The organism is Anaeromyxobacter oryzae (assembly GCF_023169945.1).
GTDB classification, from domain to species: domain Bacteria; phylum Myxococcota; class Myxococcia; order Myxococcales; family Anaeromyxobacteraceae; genus Anaeromyxobacter; species Anaeromyxobacter oryzae.
In genome coordinates this window covers 5,193,498-5,208,078 of sequence record NZ_AP025591.1, presented here as the reverse complement: position 1 = coordinate 5,208,078, position 14,581 = coordinate 5,193,498, and the positions used below count along the sequence as shown (strand labels likewise).

Annotated in this window: 12 protein-coding genes; 2 read left to right on the top strand and 10 right to left on the bottom strand. The window is 74.0% G+C overall.

Features of this window, described 5'->3' with window-relative positions:
• Positions 1–5 precede the first annotated feature (5 nt).
• From mdcA to AMOR_RS22545, 6 genes are read right to left on the bottom strand one after another with little or no spacing between them, the layout of a single operon-like run.
• Positions 6–1,670: a malonate decarboxylase subunit alpha gene (mdcA, locus tag AMOR_RS22570; protein ID WP_248354382.1), complete on the bottom strand. Its 1,665-nt coding sequence runs from the start codon at positions 1,668–1,670 to the stop codon at positions 6–8.
• 6 nt (positions 1,671–1,676) lie between these two features.
• Positions 1,677–2,393, bottom strand: coding sequence for an ABC transporter ATP-binding protein (locus AMOR_RS22565; RefSeq protein ID WP_248354380.1), 717 nt, complete (start codon positions 2,391–2,393; stop codon positions 1,677–1,679).
• Positions 2,390–3,133, bottom strand: coding sequence for an ABC transporter ATP-binding protein (locus tag AMOR_RS22560; protein ID WP_248354379.1), 744 nt, complete (start codon positions 3,131–3,133; stop codon positions 2,390–2,392). Before AMOR_RS22560 ends, AMOR_RS22565 begins: the two co-directional genes overlap by 4 nt.
• Complete coding sequence (locus AMOR_RS22555; protein WP_248354378.1) at positions 3,130–4,170, bottom strand: branched-chain amino acid ABC transporter permease; 1,041 nt, start codon at positions 4,168–4,170, stop codon at positions 3,130–3,132. Before AMOR_RS22555 ends, AMOR_RS22560 begins: the two co-directional genes overlap by 4 nt.
• On the bottom strand, positions 4,167–5,042 hold the full coding sequence (locus tag AMOR_RS22550) for a branched-chain amino acid ABC transporter permease (protein ID WP_248354376.1): 876 nt from the start codon (positions 5,040–5,042) through the stop codon (positions 4,167–4,169). The genes AMOR_RS22555 and AMOR_RS22550 overlap by 4 nt, the downstream gene beginning before the upstream one ends.
• 9 nt (positions 5,043–5,051) lie before the next feature.
• Positions 5,052–6,320: an amino acid ABC transporter substrate-binding protein gene (locus tag AMOR_RS22545; protein WP_248354374.1), complete on the bottom strand. Its 1,269-nt coding sequence runs from the start codon at positions 6,318–6,320 to the stop codon at positions 5,052–5,054.
• 260 nt (positions 6,321–6,580) lie between these two features.
• Between AMOR_RS22545 and AMOR_RS22540 the strand changes: the two genes are divergently transcribed.
• Together AMOR_RS22540 and AMOR_RS22535 are read left to right on the top strand one after the other, a co-directional pair.
• Positions 6,581–7,630, top strand: coding sequence for a GNAT family N-acetyltransferase (locus tag AMOR_RS22540; protein ID WP_248354372.1), 1,050 nt, complete (start codon positions 6,581–6,583; stop codon positions 7,628–7,630).
• On the top strand, positions 7,623–8,402 hold the full coding sequence (locus AMOR_RS22535; RefSeq protein WP_248354370.1) for a class I SAM-dependent methyltransferase: 780 nt from the start codon (positions 7,623–7,625) through the stop codon (positions 8,400–8,402). The genes AMOR_RS22540 and AMOR_RS22535 overlap by 8 nt, the downstream gene beginning before the upstream one ends.
• A gap of 40 nt (positions 8,403–8,442) precedes the next feature.
• Here the strand turns inward: AMOR_RS22535 and AMOR_RS22530 are convergent, their stop codons facing one another.
• Genes AMOR_RS22530 through AMOR_RS22515 form a run of 4 tightly spaced genes read right to left on the bottom strand, consistent with a single transcriptional unit; the run spans position 8,443 to position 14,537 of the window.
• Positions 8,443–9,618 (bottom strand): hybrid sensor histidine kinase/response regulator, encoded by a 1,176-nt coding sequence (locus AMOR_RS22530; protein ID WP_248354367.1) that lies wholly within the window; start codon positions 9,616–9,618, stop codon positions 8,443–8,445.
• A complete protein-coding gene (locus tag AMOR_RS22525; protein ID WP_248354365.1) occupies positions 9,618–10,235 on the bottom strand; it encodes a chemotaxis protein CheB in 618 nt (205 codons plus the stop codon). Before AMOR_RS22525 ends, AMOR_RS22530 begins: the two co-directional genes overlap by 1 nt.
• A 1-nt stretch (position 10,236) precedes the next feature.
• Positions 10,237–11,067 (bottom strand): CheR family methyltransferase, encoded by an 831-nt coding sequence (locus tag AMOR_RS22520; RefSeq protein WP_248354363.1) that lies wholly within the window; start codon positions 11,065–11,067, stop codon positions 10,237–10,239.
• A complete protein-coding gene (locus AMOR_RS22515) occupies positions 11,064–14,537 on the bottom strand; it encodes a response regulator (protein ID WP_248354361.1) in 3,474 nt (1,157 codons plus the stop codon). Before AMOR_RS22515 ends, AMOR_RS22520 begins: the two co-directional genes overlap by 4 nt.
• Positions 14,538–14,581: the final 44 nt, after the last annotated feature.

Here is a 14,581-nt window from a genome sequence, read left to right as displayed (position 1 = left end):
GCCTCCTACCACCGCCGGAACCGCGCCGGCGGGTCGTACAGCCCGCCCGACCACGACACGAGGTCCTTGACCGTGCGGGCGGCGAGCAGGTCCCGGGTCGCGTCCCGGAGGTCGATGCCGAGATCCTCGGGCCGTCGCACGATGCCGAGCGCCCGGAGCGCCTCCACGGCGCTCCGCGACCGCGCCCGCCCCACCGGTGTGTAGCCGGCGACGCCGCGGATCGCCTCGGCCCGCTCGGCGTCGCTGCGGCAGAGGAGCAGGTTGGCGATCCCCTCCTCCGTGACGACGTGGGTCACGTCGTCACCGTAGATCATCACCGGCGGCAGCGCCGTCCCCATCCGCTCGGCGAGGTCCCACGCGTCGAGCCGCTCCACGATCGCGGGCTCCATGTGCTCGCGGAACGTCTCGAGGAGCTGGACCACCAGCTTCCGGCCGCGCGGCATCCCCCCGGGGCCGGGCGGCGCCTCGCGGCCGGCGCGGAGCCACGCCGGGGTGGCGTGGCGGCGCCCGCGCGCGTCGCTGCCCATGTTCGGCGCGCCGCCGAACCCGGTGATCCGGCTCGCGGTGGCGGTGGAGCTGTTGCCGGCTAGGTCGAGCTGGAGCGTCGAGCCGACGAAGAGATCGCAGCCGTACAGGCCCGCGGTCTGCGCGAGGGCGCGGTTCGAGCGGAGGCTCCCGTCGTGCCCGGTGAAGAAGACGTCCGGGCGGGCCGCGACGTACGCCTCCATGCCGAGCTCCGAGCCGAACGCGTGGATCGACTCGACGAAGCCGGCCTCGATGGCGGGGATGAGCGTCGGGTGGGGGTTCACCGCCCAGTGCCGGCAGATCCGCCCCCGGAGCCCGAGCGCCTCGCCGTAGGTGGGGAGGATGAGCTCGATGGCCGCCGAGTCGAAGCCGATGCCGTGGTTGAGGCTCTGGACGCCGTACTCCGCGTAGATACCCTTCACCACCATCATGGCCATGAGGACCTGGATCTCGCCGATCTCCGCGGGATCGCGGGTGAAGAGTGGCTCGATGGTGCTCGGCGCCGGCGCGAGCGTCAGCACGTCCACCCAGTCGCCGGGGATGTCGACGCGTGGGAGCCGCTCGAGCCGCTCGTTCACCTGCGCGACGACGATGCCGTCCCGGAACGCCGTCGCCTCGACCACCGTCGGAGTCTCCTCCGTGTTCGGGCCGGTATAGAGGTTGCCGGCCGCGTCCGCGGCCTGCGCCGCGACGAGCGCCACGCGCGGGGTGAGGTCCACGAAGTACCGCGCGTACAGCTCGAGGTAGGTGTGGATGGCGCCGATCTCGATCTTCCCGGCCTGGACGAGCCCGGCGAGACGGAGCGCCTGCGGGCCGGAGAACGAGAAGTCCAGCCGGCGCGCGATGCCGCGCTCGAAGAGGGCCACGTGCTCCGGCAGCGCGAGCACCGAGAGGACGAGGTGGAGGCCGTGGACGCGCGCCGGATCCACGCGCGCGAGCGCGCCGGCGAGGAAGTCCGCCTGCTTCTGGTTGTCGCCCTCGAGGCAGACCCGGTCCCCCGGCTCGAGGATCGCCTCGAGCAGCGGCGTCACGCGTTCGGGCGGCACCCACCGGTCCGGCCAGACGCCGCGCGCCCGCTCGAGCCGCGCGCGCCGCGCGGCGCGGGCGGTGTCCCAGGGCGCGGTCGGATCGCGGCGCACGGTCATGACGCGTCAGAGCCCCAGGTACGTCTCGCGGATCCGCGGGTTCGCCGAGAGCTCCGCGGCGGTCCCCTCGAGCCGCACCTGCCCGGTCTCGATCACGGTGCCGCGGTCCGCGATCTCGAGCGCCTTGCGGAGGTTCTGCTCGACGAGCAGGACCGTGACGCCGCCGCGGTGCAGCTCGGCGATGACTCCCATCACCTGGTCGACGATCACCGGCGCGAGCCCCAGGCTCGGCTCGTCGAGCATGAGGAGCGCCGGCTCGCTCATGAGCGCCCGGGCGATGGCGCACATCTGCTGCTCGCCCCCGGAGAGGCTGCCCGCGAGCTGCCGGCTCCGCTCCGCGAGCCGCGGGAAGAGCGCGAGGACGCGCTCGAGGTTGCGCGCCGCGACCGCGCGGGCCCTCCGGCCGTAGGCGCCCAGCTCGAGGTTCTCTTTGACCGTGAGCTGGCCCCACAGCTCGCGCCCCTCCGGGACGAGCGCGATGCCGAGCCCGCTCCGCGCGGCGGCGGGCACCGCCGCCAGCGACGCCCCCCGGAACCTGATGTCGCCGCGCCGCGGCGGGCGGAGCCCGGCGATCGCGCGGAGCGTCGTGGTCTTGCCCGCGCCGTTCGAGCCGAGCAGCGTCACGATCTCGCCCTCGCGCACCACGAACCCGAGGCCGTGCAGCACCTGGACGTCGCCGTAGAACACGTCGATCCCGTCCACCTCGAGGAGCGGGGCGGTCATGGCGGTGACGCCTCCGCCGCGCCCTTGCCGAGGTAGGCCTCGATCACCTGCGGCGCATGCACGACCGCCTGCGGCGTCCCCTCCGCGATCCTCCGGCCGTGGTCGAGGACGACGACGCGATCCGACAGGCTCATCACCGCCGGCATGACGTGCTCGATCATCACGATGGACACGCGGCGCTCGTCGCGGATCCGCCGGATGAGCGCGGCGAGGGCCAGCGCCTCGGTGGGGTTCACGCCCGCGATCACCTCGTCGAGCAGGAGGACGCGCGGCGCGGTGGCCAGGGCGCGCGCAAGCTCGAGGCGCTTGCGGCCGGCGAGCGTGAGCGTCGCGGGCAGCTGCCCGGCGCGATCCGCGAGGCCGGCGAACGCGAGCACGTCCTCGGCGCGTTCCCGGGCGCCGCCGCCGGCCCGCCGCGCGCCGTGGATCGCGCCGACCATGACGTTCTCCGCGACGGTGAGGTTCGGGAACGGCCGGACGATCTGGTGCGTGCGCACCACTCCCGCCCGCACGACCCGGTGTGCGGGGAGCCCGCTCAGGCGGCGACCGTCGAGCAGCACCTCCCCCGACGTCGGCGCGAGCGACCCCGCGATGAGGCTGAAGAGCGTCGTCTTGCCCGCGCCGTTCGGCCCGATGACCCCCAGGATCTCGCCCTCCGCGAGCGCGAGGTCCACCCCGTCCACGGCCTTGAGTCCGCCGAAGCGCCTGGAGACGGCGCGCGTCGCGAGGAGGGTCGTCACGGCGCGCGCCCCTTCCCTCCGCCGCGGGCCTCGGGCCCCGCGGGGCTGCCGGCCGCCGACGAGGCGAGCGGCGAGATCACGGGCCCGGCGCGGCCGCCGTGCCCGAGCCGCCGCGCGAGCCGGAGGGCGAGCCCGGTGAGGCCGAGCGGCTCGAACAAGATGATGAGGATGAGCAGCAGGCCGTAGAGGCCGAGGTAGAGCTGCGGGTACGACGCGAGGAGGAACTGGCGGAGCAGGACGAACACGATCGCACCGAGCACCGGGCCCAGGACGGTGCCCACGCCGCCGATCACGCACATGAGGACGAACGAGATCGACCGATCGAAGCCGAACATGTCGTTCGGCTCGATGTAGCTGAAGTACGAGGCGTAGAGGCCGCCGGTGACCCCGACGACGGCGCCGGAGATCGCGAAGACGAGGTCCTGGTGGAACGTCGCCGACACGCCCACGTCCGCGGCGGCGTCCACGTCCGCCTTGATGGCGAGGAGCTGCAGGCCGAGGCCGGAGCGGCGGATCGTCCACGACGCCGCGACCGCTGCCGCCGCGAGCGCCAGCGCCCAGAGGTAGAGCGCCTCCTTGCCGCCCGCGACGATGGGGAGCGAGAGCCCGGACGCGCCGCCGGTGAAGCGCTCCCAGTAGGTGAACACCAGGCGCGACGCCTCGCCTACGCCGATGGTGGCGATGGAGAAGTACGGGCCGCGCAGCCGGAGCGTCGGGTGCGCGCCGAGAGCGAAGATCCCGGCGGCGAGGCCGCCGGCGAGCCAGGCGAGCGGCGCGGGCAGCGGCGTCGCGAGCAGCAGGCGCGCCGCGACGAAGCCGCCGATGCCGAACATCGCGGCGTGGCCGAAGCTCACCTGGCCGACGTAGCCCCCCATCCAGTTCCAGGCGAGCGCGCCCGCGATCATGACGAAGGCGAGCGTGAAGAGGTTCAGCACGTAGACGTCGAGCAGGAGCGGGAGCACCGCGAGCGCGACCACGACGGCGCCGAACGGCGCGGCCGCGCGGAGTGGCACGCCCGCGACGGCGCGCGGGGTCACCCGAGCACCCGCTGCCCGAAGAGGCCGCCCGGCCGGACCACCAGCACGAGGACCAGCATCACGAACCCGACCGCGGACGTGAGGTACGCCGGCAGGACGAGGATCGCGAAGACCTCGACGACGGCGAGGACGAGGGCGGCGACGCCGGTGCCGACGACGCTCCCGAGGCCGCCGAGCACCACCACGACGAACGACTTGAGGAGCTCTCCCGCGCCGAACGTCGGGTTGAACGCGAACAGCGTCGCGAAGAGCACCCCCGCGAGGCCGGCGAGCGCGGTGCCGATCCCGAACGTCACGGTGTAGATGCGCTCGACGTCCACGCCGACGAGGGTGCAGCTGTCGGCGTTCTGCGCGACGGCGCGGATCGCCTTCCCGAGGTACGTCCGGTGGAGCACGCCGTGCAGCGCGACGGGGATGACGAGCGCGATCCCGAGGACGGCGAGGCGGTTCACCGAGACCCACGTGCCGAGGAACGGCAGCGCGTGCGTCGAGTACGCCGTCCGGATCGCGCGGTCGTTGCCGGTGAAGAGGAGGTAGGCGGCGTTCCGCAGGACGAGCCACACGCCGAACAGCAGCAGGAGCGACGCCGGCCCGCCCGCCGCCCCGCGCGGCAGGTGGCGAACCAGCACGCGGTACAGGAACGCGCCGAACGCGAAGGTCGCGACGAGCACGAGCGGGATCGAGAGGTACGGATCGAGCCCGAGCCAGCCGTGCAGCACCCACCCCAGGTACGCGCCAGCCATGATCACGCCGCCGTGCGCGAGGTTCACCACGCGGAGCACGCCGTAGATGAGGCCGAGCCCGTAGGCCATCGTCGCGTACAGGCCGGCGAGGAGGACGGCCGAGATCGCGAGGTCGAGCAGGCGCGCCATCGAGGACCGCTACCTCGCGCAGCGCGGGTTCGGGACGATGCCCTGGCCCGTGGCGACGACGGGCGGGAACACGATCGGCGACGTCCCGTCCGGCATGTTCTGCTGCACGACGAACGGGTAGTAGGCCTGCTGCCCGTGCTCGGCGGCGAAGGAGAGCTTGCCGCCCGGCAGGATGGAGTCCATCTGGAGCGCCGCGAGCTTGCTCCGGACCGCCTCCCGGTCGGTGGAGCCCGCCTGCTGGATCGCGGTGAAGAGCGCCCGCGCGGTCTCGTACCCGAGCGCCTGGTACCACTCCGGCGCGCGACCCGCGTACTTCGCCTTGAAGGCGTCGACGAACGCCTTCGCGGGGCCGCCCTTCGCCGCGAGCTGGGCGCTCCACCACACGGCCGAGAGGATGCCGTTCACGTTCTCCTGCCCGAGCGCGTCCACCGCGCCCTTCTCCGAGCCGCGGGCGCCGTAGCTGATCACCTTGTTGCAGAGGCCGGCGCTCACGTACTGGCGCTGCATCGTGATGTAGTCGGGCAGGTGCGCGTCGGCGAGGAAGAGGTCCGCGTTCGACGCCTTCACCTTCCCGAGCAGCGCGCCGAAGTCCTTCCCGGAGAGCTCGAACGACTCGTCGACGACGATCTCGTAGCCGCCCTTCGCGCCGTTCACGAAGTCCTGGACGCCGCGGCGGAAGTCCTTCCCGTGCGCCGTGTTCTCCCAGACCAGGGCGATGCGCGAGGGCCTCGGCAGCTTGCCGGCCTTCTCCTGCTCGTCCACGAACTGCATGAGGGTGTTCCCGAGCAGCTCGACGGGCGCGAGCAGGCCGAAGACGTACTTGTAGCCCCGCTTGTAGATGTCGGTCGCGCCGCCCCCGCCGTTCACGTAAGGCATCTTGTTCTGCTCGGCGACCGTGCTCTGCGCCTCGACGAGGTGGCTCGCGTAGGTGCCGAGGAGGAAGTCGACCTTGTCGCTGTTGACGAGGCGATCCGCGAGGCTCACCGCCGTCGCCTGGGTGGACGTGTCGTCGAGCAGCACGAGGGTGACGGGGAGCTTGCGATCTCCGACCTGGAGCCCGCCCTGCCGGTTCACCTCCTCGAAGGCGAGATCGTAGCCCTCCTTGTAGAAGCCGCCGATGCGCGACTCGGCGCCGGTGAGCGGGAGGGTCGCGCCGATCCGGAGCTCCTTCTTCTCCGCCTGCGAGGAGCGGGACTTGCAGCCGGTGCCCGCTCCCAGCGCCGCCACGACGACGAGGAGGGGCGCGGACCAGCGGTGAATCCAGCTTCGAGGGAGCATCGGTCCTCCGGGGTGCGCGACGGCGCGTGACTGTCGGTTTACGTCCGGGCGCCGCGAGTCGCAGCGGGGCCTCGCGTCCCGGGTGGGCCCGCTCCCGCCCGCGGGGGGCTCGCCGGTCGTCCGTCCCCTCCCCGTCGAGGCCGTGACGGCGCCGGCCGCCGGCCCGGCCGTCCCTTCGCGCGCCGCCGGCGGCGCCCGTCGCGGCGCAGGTGAGTACCTTCCCGGTCGAGCCCGCCGCCACCGAACCGAGGAGCCCCTCGATGCAGGTCGAGACCCCCGCCCCGCGCCCGGGACCCCGCGCGCAGCTCCGCGTCGAGGAGATCGCCTCCGTCGAGCGGCTCGAGGCTCTCCGCCCGGCGTGGGACGCGCTCTGGGCCAGCGCACCCGCCGCGACGCCGTTCGCCTCGCCTGCCTGGCTCCTGCCGTGGTGCCATCACCTGCTGGAAGGCGCGCCCTGGGCGCTCGCCGCCTGGCGTGGGCGGGAGCTCGCGGGTCTCCTCCCGACGTTCGTCTATCGCGTCGGCCCGCGCCGCGTGCTCGGCCTCCTCGGCGGACGCGTGTCGGACTATCAGGACGTGCTCGCGGAGGACGCGCCCGCGACGGAGGCGCTCCTCGCGTTCGCGGCGGGGCACCGTGACCGGTTCGACGTCGCCGACCTGGAGGCGCTCCCCGCCCGCTCGCTCCTCCTCCGCACGGCGCCGCCACCGGGCCTCGAGGCGGCCGTGCGCGACGAGGACGTCTGCCCGGTCCTGGCGCTGCCCGCGCGCGTCGAGGACCTGACGGCGCGCGCCTCGCCGAAGCTCCTCTCGGACGTCCGGTACCGGCGGCGCCGTCTCGCGGCGCGACACGGACCGGTGGAGCTCCTCGCCGCGGACGCGCGAACGCTCGACCGGATCGTCGGCGACCTCGTCCGGCTGCATACCGCGCGGTGGGGCACGCGCGGACGGCCAGGCGTGCTCGCGGACGAGCGGCTCGTGCGCTTCCTCGCGGAGGCCGCGCGAGGGCTGCTCGCCCGTGGCCTGCTCCGCGCGTACGCGCTCCGCGCCGCGGGCGCGACGCTCGGCGTCCTCCTCGGTTTCGCGGCGCGGGGACGGACGTACGCGTACCTGCACGGGATCGCTCCGGACGCGGCGCGCCACAGCCCGGGGAGCCTCCTCTTCCTGCACGCGATCGAGGCCGCCATCGGCGAGGGGCACCGCGAGCTCGACTTCCTCCGAGGCCGCGAGCCCTACAAGTACCGCTGGGGCGCCGAGGACCGGCCGACGCGCCGGCTCGTGCTCGCGCCTCGACCGGAGCGCGCCCGTGGCTGAGGAGGCTCGAGCCTCCGGGGCGGCGGGCCCGGCGGACGCATGGTGGTCGGACGCTGCGTTCTGGGACGAGATGTTCGACTTCATCTTCCCGCCCGCGCAGCTCGCGCTCGGGGCCGACGTGGCGGCGCGCGCCTCCCGGCTCCTCGACCTCGCGCCCGGGTCGGCCGTGCTCGACCTCGGCTGCGGCCCGGGCCGCGTCGCGGTGCCGCTCGCGCGGATGGGCCACCGCGTGGTCGGCGTGGACGCGCAGCGCGGCTACCTCGCGCGGGCCAGGGCGTGGGCGGCGCGCGAGGGCGTGACGGTCGAGCTGCGGCACGCGAACGTGGCCGAGCTGGAGCTGCCGCCGGTGTTCGACGCGGTCCTCTCGGTGTTCACCTCGTTCGGCTACTTCGCGGATCCGGAGCGGGACGGCGCCGTCCTCGCCCGCGCGCGGGCCGCGCTCCGCCGCGGCGGGCGGCTCCTCCTCGAGACCGCGCACCGCGACGGGGTCGTGCGGCTCATGCACGTGCGCGAGACCGAGGCGCCCGACGGGCGGCGCTGGCGCGAGGAGCCGCGGTTCGACCCGGTCACGGGGGTACTGGAGGCACGCTGGACCCTCACGTCGCCGGCGGGGACGCGGAGCTACCTGTCGCGCATGCGCCCCTACTCCGCGACGGAGCTGGACGCGATGCTCCGCCGGGCGGGGTTCAGGGGCGTGACCTTCCACGGCGACCTGGACGGCGGGCCGCCCTCGCTGGACACCTACACGATCGTGGCGATCGGCGAGACGTAGGGCACGCTGGCTCGGAAGCGGGCCCGCACGGTTCGTCGCGCTACGGCCCCGCCGACTGCGCCGCGGCCGCCCGGGAGCCCTCGGCCGGCGCGAGCGGCAGCCGCACGGTGAACGTGGTCCCGCGCCCCGGGCCGCCGCTCTCGACCGCGACCGTGCCGCCGTGCAGCTCCACCATGCCCTTCACGAGCGACAGCCCGAGGCCGAGCCCGCCCTTGCTGCGGTCGAGCGTCCGGTCCGCCTGCGTGAACGGCTGGAAGATGCGCGCCTGCAGCTCCGGGGAGATGCCCACGCCGTCGTCGGTGACCCGGATGACGGCGGCGACACCGTCGCGCTCGAGGGCGAGCGCGACGTGCCCTCCCCGTTCCGTGAACTTGAGCGCGTTCACGAGCAGGTTCCCGACCGCCTGCGCGAGCCGGGTCGGATCCGCCTCGACCCACACCGGCTCCCGCGGCGCCTGCGCCGTGAACGCGATGCCCGCCTCCGCGAAGCTTGCCCGGTGATCGTCGGAGGTGCGGCGGACGGACTCGGCGAGGTCGAGGCGCTCGCGGTGGAGCTGGACCTTCCCGCTCGTGATGCGCGTCACGTCGAGCAGGTCGTTCACGAGTCGTGACAGGTGAGTCACCTGCCGCTCCATCACCTGCTGCGCGCGGCGCGCCTGCTCGCTGCCCGCCGGGGCGCGCTGGAGGATGTAGAGGCCGTTCCGGATCGGCGCGAGCGGGTTCCGCAGCTCGTGGGAGAGGAGCCCCAGGAACTCGTCCTTCCGGCGCGCCGCCTCGCGGAGCTCGCCCTCGGCCTTGCGGAGGTCCCGGAGCTGCTCCGCCAGGAGCAGCTTCTGGCGGTGCAGCTGGAGGAAGACCTGCACCTTGCTCCGGAGGACCCGCGCGTCGAGCGGCTTGTGGAGGAAGTCCACCGCGCCCGTCTCGTAGCCGCGGAAGATGCGGGACTGATCGTGGAGGCCGGCGGTCACGAAGATGATCGGCACCTCGCGCGTCCGCTCCGCGCCGCGCATCAGCTCCGCGAGCTCGATCCCGTCCATCTCGGGCATCTGCACGTCCACGAGCGCGAGGGCGACCTCCTGGACGAGCAGCAGCTCGAGCGCCTCCCGCCCGGAGCGCGCCCGGAGGAGCACCGCGCCCTCGCCGGCGAGGAGCGCCTCGAGCGCGACGAGGTTCTCCTCGAGATCGTCCACGAGCAGGATGCGCGGCGCGGCGGGCATCAGGCGTCCCTCCCGGCGCCGGCCGGGGCGAGCGCGACGAGGAGCGCGGAGAGCTCCGCGACCGGCAGCGCGGCGGCGCATGGGCAGCGGGCCAGCGCGGCCGCCGGCATCGTCGGGAGGGCGGCGCCCGCCGGCGCCTGCACCGCGACGACGCCGCCGGCCGACTCGATGGCGGCGAGCCCCGCCGCGCCGTCCGCGCTCGCTCCCGAGAGGACCACGCCCGCGACGCGCGGGCCGCACGTGGCCGCCGCCGACTCGAACAGCACGTCGATGGACGGGATCGAGAAGTGCACCGGATCGTCGACGGACAGCGCGAGCGCCGGCCCGGCCTCGACGAGGACGTGGTACCCCGGGGGCGCCACGTGGACGACGCCCGGGGCGAGCGGCGCCTTGTCGACGGCCTCGCGGACGGCGAGGCGGCACCCCGCCCCGAGGACGTCGGCCAGCGCGCTCGGCCCGGTCCGAGGCAGATGGAGCACCACGACGACGGGGACGGGGTACCCGGCCGGGAAGGCGTGGAGGAGCTCGCGGAGCGGCTCGAGCGCGCCGGCGGACCCGCCGATCACGACGACGGCGGGCGCGGCCGGAGCGAGGCTCGTCTCGACAGTGGCGATCACGTCAGCGCTTCCGGAAGATCCGGACCTCCGGGACGAACGGGGTGAAGGCGTCCGCGTGCCGCGAGAAGCGCAGGGTCTCCTTCGAGCCGAGCCCGAGGAAGCCCCGGTGACAGAGCGCGTCGCGGAACAGGCCGACGGCCCGGTCCTGCAGCTCGTGGTCGAAGTAGATGAGCACGTTGCGGCAGGTGACGAGCTGGACCTCGGCGAAGACCTGGTCGGTCGCGAGGCTGTGGTCGGCGAAGACGACGTTCCGCCGGAGCGCGCGGTCGAACACGGCCGCCCCGTACGCCGCGGTGTAGTAGTCGGAGAGCGACCCGCGGCCCCCTGCCGCGACGTAGCTCGCGCTGAACTCCGCGATGCGCTCGAGCGCGTAGATCCCCTCCTCCGCCGCCCGGAGCGCCTGCGGGCTGATGTCGCTCGCGTAGATGAGCGTGCGATCGAGCAGCCCCTCCTCCGCGAGCAGGATCGCGACGGCGTGGACCTCCTCGCCCGTGCTGCACCCCGCGATCCAGACGCGGAGCGACGGGTACGTCCGCAGGTGCGGCACGACGTCCTCGCGCATCGCGCGGAAGAACGCCGGGTCGCGGAACATCTCGCTCACCTGGACGGTGAGGAACGGCAGCAGCTGCTGGAAGAGCTCGGGGTCGCGCAGCACGCGCTCCTGGAGCGCCGCGAGCGACGGGATCCGGAGCCGCTCCATCGCCTGCCCGACCCGGCGGCGGAGCGACGCCATCGCGTACCGCCGGAAGTCGTGCTGGTACCGGAGGTAGATCGCCTCGAGCAGGAGCCGCAGCTCGAGATCGAACTCGGTCTGGGTCGGCTCCTGCGTCATCTCGGCATCCAGACCCGCATGAGGGACAGGAGCTTCTCGACGTCGAGCGGCTTCGCGATGTAGTCGTTCGCGCCGGCCTCGAGGCACCGGTCGCGGTCGTCGGCCATCGCCTTCGCGGTCAGCGCGATGATGGGGAGCTTTCGCCACCCGGGGCGACCGCGGATCTCGCGGATCGCGGTGAGCCCGTCCATCACCGGCATCATGACGTCCATGAGCACGAGGTCGACGCCCGGAGCCTCCGCATCGGCGGCGCGGGCGAGCGCGTCGAGCGCCTCGCGGCCGTTCCGCGCGATGTCGAGCCGGGCGCCCTTCGGCTCGAGGACGCTCGTCAGCGCGAAGATGTTGCGCACGTCGTCCTCGACGAGCAACACGCGCCGGCCGTCGAAGACCGCCTCGCGGTTCCGGGCCTCCCGGAGCAGCCGCTGCTGCTCGCGCGGGAGGGAGGCCTCGACGCGGTGCATGAACAGCGTCACCTCGTCGAGGAGCCGCTCCGGCGACCGCGCCCCCTTGATGACCACCGACGTGGAGTACCGCCGCAGCCGGACCTCCTCCTCGGCCGAGAGCGCCCGCCCCGTGTAGACGATCACCGGCGGGAACGAGAACGCGGCGTCCTCCGACATCCGCTCGAGCAGCTCGTACCCCGAGATGTCCGGGAGCCCGACGTCGAGGACCATGCAGTCGAAGGTGCCGCTCCGCAGCTCGCCGAGCGCCTCGCCCGCCGTCGCGACGGGCACGATCTCGACGCCCTCGCTCTGGAGCAGTGCGCGGAGGCTCTCGCGCTGCGCCTCGGCGTCCTCCACGACGAGGACGCGACGCGTCCGCTGCGCGAACTTCTCCTCGAGCTTGCGGATCGCCTCGGCCAGCTCTTCCCGCTTCACGGGCTTGAGCGCGTAGCCGACCGCGCCCATCTCGAGCGCGCGCTGGGTGTAGTCCACGACGGACACGACGTGGACCGGGATGTGGCGCGTCTCCGCGCTCCGCTTCAGCTTCTCGAGCACGGCGAGGCCGGACTCGTCCGGCAGGTTCACGTCGAGGACGATCGCGCTCGGGCCGAACCGGCGCGCGAGCTCGAACCCCTCGGCGCCGGTGGGGGCGACGAGGCACCGGAACTCCTGCTCGTGGGCGAGGTCGCGGAGGATCTGCGAGAACCGCGGATCGTCCTCGATGACGAGGAGGGAGCGCGTCCCCGGAGCGAGGCCGTCGCGATCGTCCGGCACGGACGGTACGGCCGCCCGGCGCGCGCGGGGCGGCGACGGCGGGGCGTCCGGCGCCGGAGCGGGCACTGGCGCGGGCGCCGCGAGCGCCGGCCGCGGCGGGGGGAGGTCGGCGCCGAGCCGGAGCGGCAGGACCAGGCTGAACGTGCTCCCCTCCCCCGGCGTGCTCTCCACGAACACGTCCCCGCCGAGCCGGCGCGCGAGGTCCCGGGAGATCGTGAGGCCGAGCCCGGTCCCGCCGTACTGGCGGTGCGTGCTCCCGTCGAGCTGCCGGAAGGCCTCGAAGATCACGGCCAGGTCCGCCCGCGCGATGCCGATCCCGGTGTCGCGCACGACGAACGCGACCCGGTCCCGGCCGGACGGCGAGACCCGCAGGGTCACCTCCCCGCGCTCGGTGAACTTGATGGCGTTCGAGAGCAGGTTCTTCAGGATCTGCTGCAGCCGCTGGAGATCGGTCTCGAAGGTGTCCGCCAGCGCGGGATCCACCTGCGCGGAGAAGCCGAGCCCCTTCTGGCGCGCCATCGGCTCGAACTGCCGCGCGAGCGAGTCGACCGCCGCGGCCAGCCGGACGCGCTCCGGCTTGAGATCGAGCCGGCCCGCCTCGATCCGGGACAGGTCGAGGATGTCGTTGATGAGCTCGAGCAGGTCGTTGCCGGCGGAGTGGATCGTCTCCGCGTAGCGGACCTGCTCCGGCGTGAGGTTCGCGCCGCGGTTGTCGGCGAGCAGCTTCGCGAGGATGAGCGTGCTGTTCAGCGGCGTCCGCAGCTCGTGGCTCATGTTCGCGAGGAACTCGGACTTGTACTGGTTCGCGCGGGCCAGCAGATCGGCCTTCTCGACGAGGCCCGCCTGGGCGTGCTCGAGATCGTCGCGCTGCGCCTCGAGCTGGCGCGTCTGCTCTTCGAGCTGCGCGTTCGAGACCCTGAGCTCCTCCTGCTGCGCCTCGAGCTGCGCCTGGGACTGCTGCAGCGTGCGGCTCTGCTCCTGCAGCTCCTCGTTCGCGACGCGGAGCTCCTCCTGCTGGGTCTGGAGGTCCTCGGCCTGGCGCCGGGTCTGCACGAGGAGCAGCTGGAGATGGGCGCGGTACCGCGCCGAGCGGAGCGCGCCGCCGCCGACCTCCGTGGCGGCGCGGAGGTACTCGAGGACGCGGGCCTCCGGCGCCGCGAGGAACCCCAGCTCCACGACACCCGTGACGCGGCCGCTCGCCGTGAGCGGGGCGACGACGAGGTGGCGCGGGCTCGACCGCCCCGTCCCGGTCGCGATCTTCACGTGATCCGCCGGCACGTCGTCGAGCTCGACGACGCGATTCTCCTCCGCGACCCGCCCCACCCAGGACTCGCCTGGCTGCACCGTCGCCGGCGGCGCGCCGTCGCCCTCCGCGCAGCCGATCGTCGCGGCGCGCGCGAGCGGCCCCTCCGCGTCCGGCGCCGCGTAGAGCACCCCGACCTGCGCCTGGACGTAGCGCGCGATCTCGGCGAGGAGCCTCGCCGCGAGCGCCTGCTCCCCGAGATCGCCGCGCACCACGTCCGCAAGCTGCGCGCGCCCGCTGCTCACCCACTCCTGCAGCCGGAGCACCTCGGACTGCCGCTGCTCGGCGGAGAGCGCCGCCTCGTGTCGCGCCGCGAGGCCGACGAGCCGCCGACGCCCGGACACCGCGATGCCGGCCCCGGTCGAGAGCGCGAGGAGCGCCGATCCCCAGAGCGCCGTACGCCCCGCCGTGTCCGCGTCGCGGCTCCGCTCGACCCGGAGGGCCTGCTCCGTCTCGATGAAGTCCGCCATCAGCGCGCGGAGGCCGTCCATGATCCCCTTGCCCTCCTCGGCCTCCTCGAGCGTGATCGGCTGCCGGCTCTCGTCCCGGGCGATCCGCGCCCGCGCCGTCGTCGTCCACCGATCCCAGCGCGTCGAGACCTCGTCCACGCGCGCGACCTGCCCAGGGTTGTCGGAGGCCAGCTCGCGGAGGCGGTGCAGCTCCGCCGGGAGGGCGGCCTGCGAGGCGTTGTAGGGCTCGAGGAACACTTGCGCGTGCGTGAGCAGGAACCCCCGGAGGCCGGTCTCGGAGTCGAGGAAGAGCTTCTGGACGTGGTTCGTCTGCGCGAGGACCCGGTCGGTGTGGTCGACCCAGCGGTTCAGGTTCCGCAGGTGGACGATCTGCGCGATGAACGCGACGCAGACGAGCGACAGCAGCACGAGCGGCAGCGCGACCGTGCGGTTGAGCAGCCGGCGGAAGGACGAGTTCTCGTCGGGGGCGTCGCGGAGCATCGCAGGAGTGCCCGCCACCTGAGGGCGCGGGTTGGTCCCTCTGG

Coding starts and splice junctions, on each gene's coding strand:
- mdcA (WP_248354382.1), bottom strand. CDS start 1,670: ATGACCGTGCGCCGCGATCCGACCGCGCCCTGGGACACCGCCCGCGCC.
- AMOR_RS22565 (WP_248354380.1), bottom strand. CDS start 2,393: ATGACCGCCCCGCTCCTCGAGGTGGACGGGATCGACGTGTTCTACGGC.
- AMOR_RS22550 (WP_248354376.1), bottom strand. CDS start 5,042: ATGGCGCGCCTGCTCGACCTCGCGATCTCGGCCGTCCTCCTCGCCGGC.
- AMOR_RS22545 (WP_248354374.1), bottom strand. CDS start 6,320: ATGCTCCCTCGAAGCTGGATTCACCGCTGGTCCGCGCCCCTCCTCGTC.
- AMOR_RS22540 (WP_248354372.1), top strand. CDS start 6,581: ATGCAGGTCGAGACCCCCGCCCCGCGCCCGGGACCCCGCGCGCAGCTC.
- AMOR_RS22530 (WP_248354367.1), bottom strand. CDS start 9,618: ATGCCCGCCGCGCCGCGCATCCTGCTCGTGGACGATCTCGAGGAGAAC.
- AMOR_RS22520 (WP_248354363.1), bottom strand. CDS start 11,067: ATGACGCAGGAGCCGACCCAGACCGAGTTCGATCTCGAGCTGCGGCTC.
- AMOR_RS22515 (WP_248354361.1), bottom strand. CDS start 14,537: ATGCTCCGCGACGCCCCCGACGAGAACTCGTCCTTCCGCCGGCTGCTC.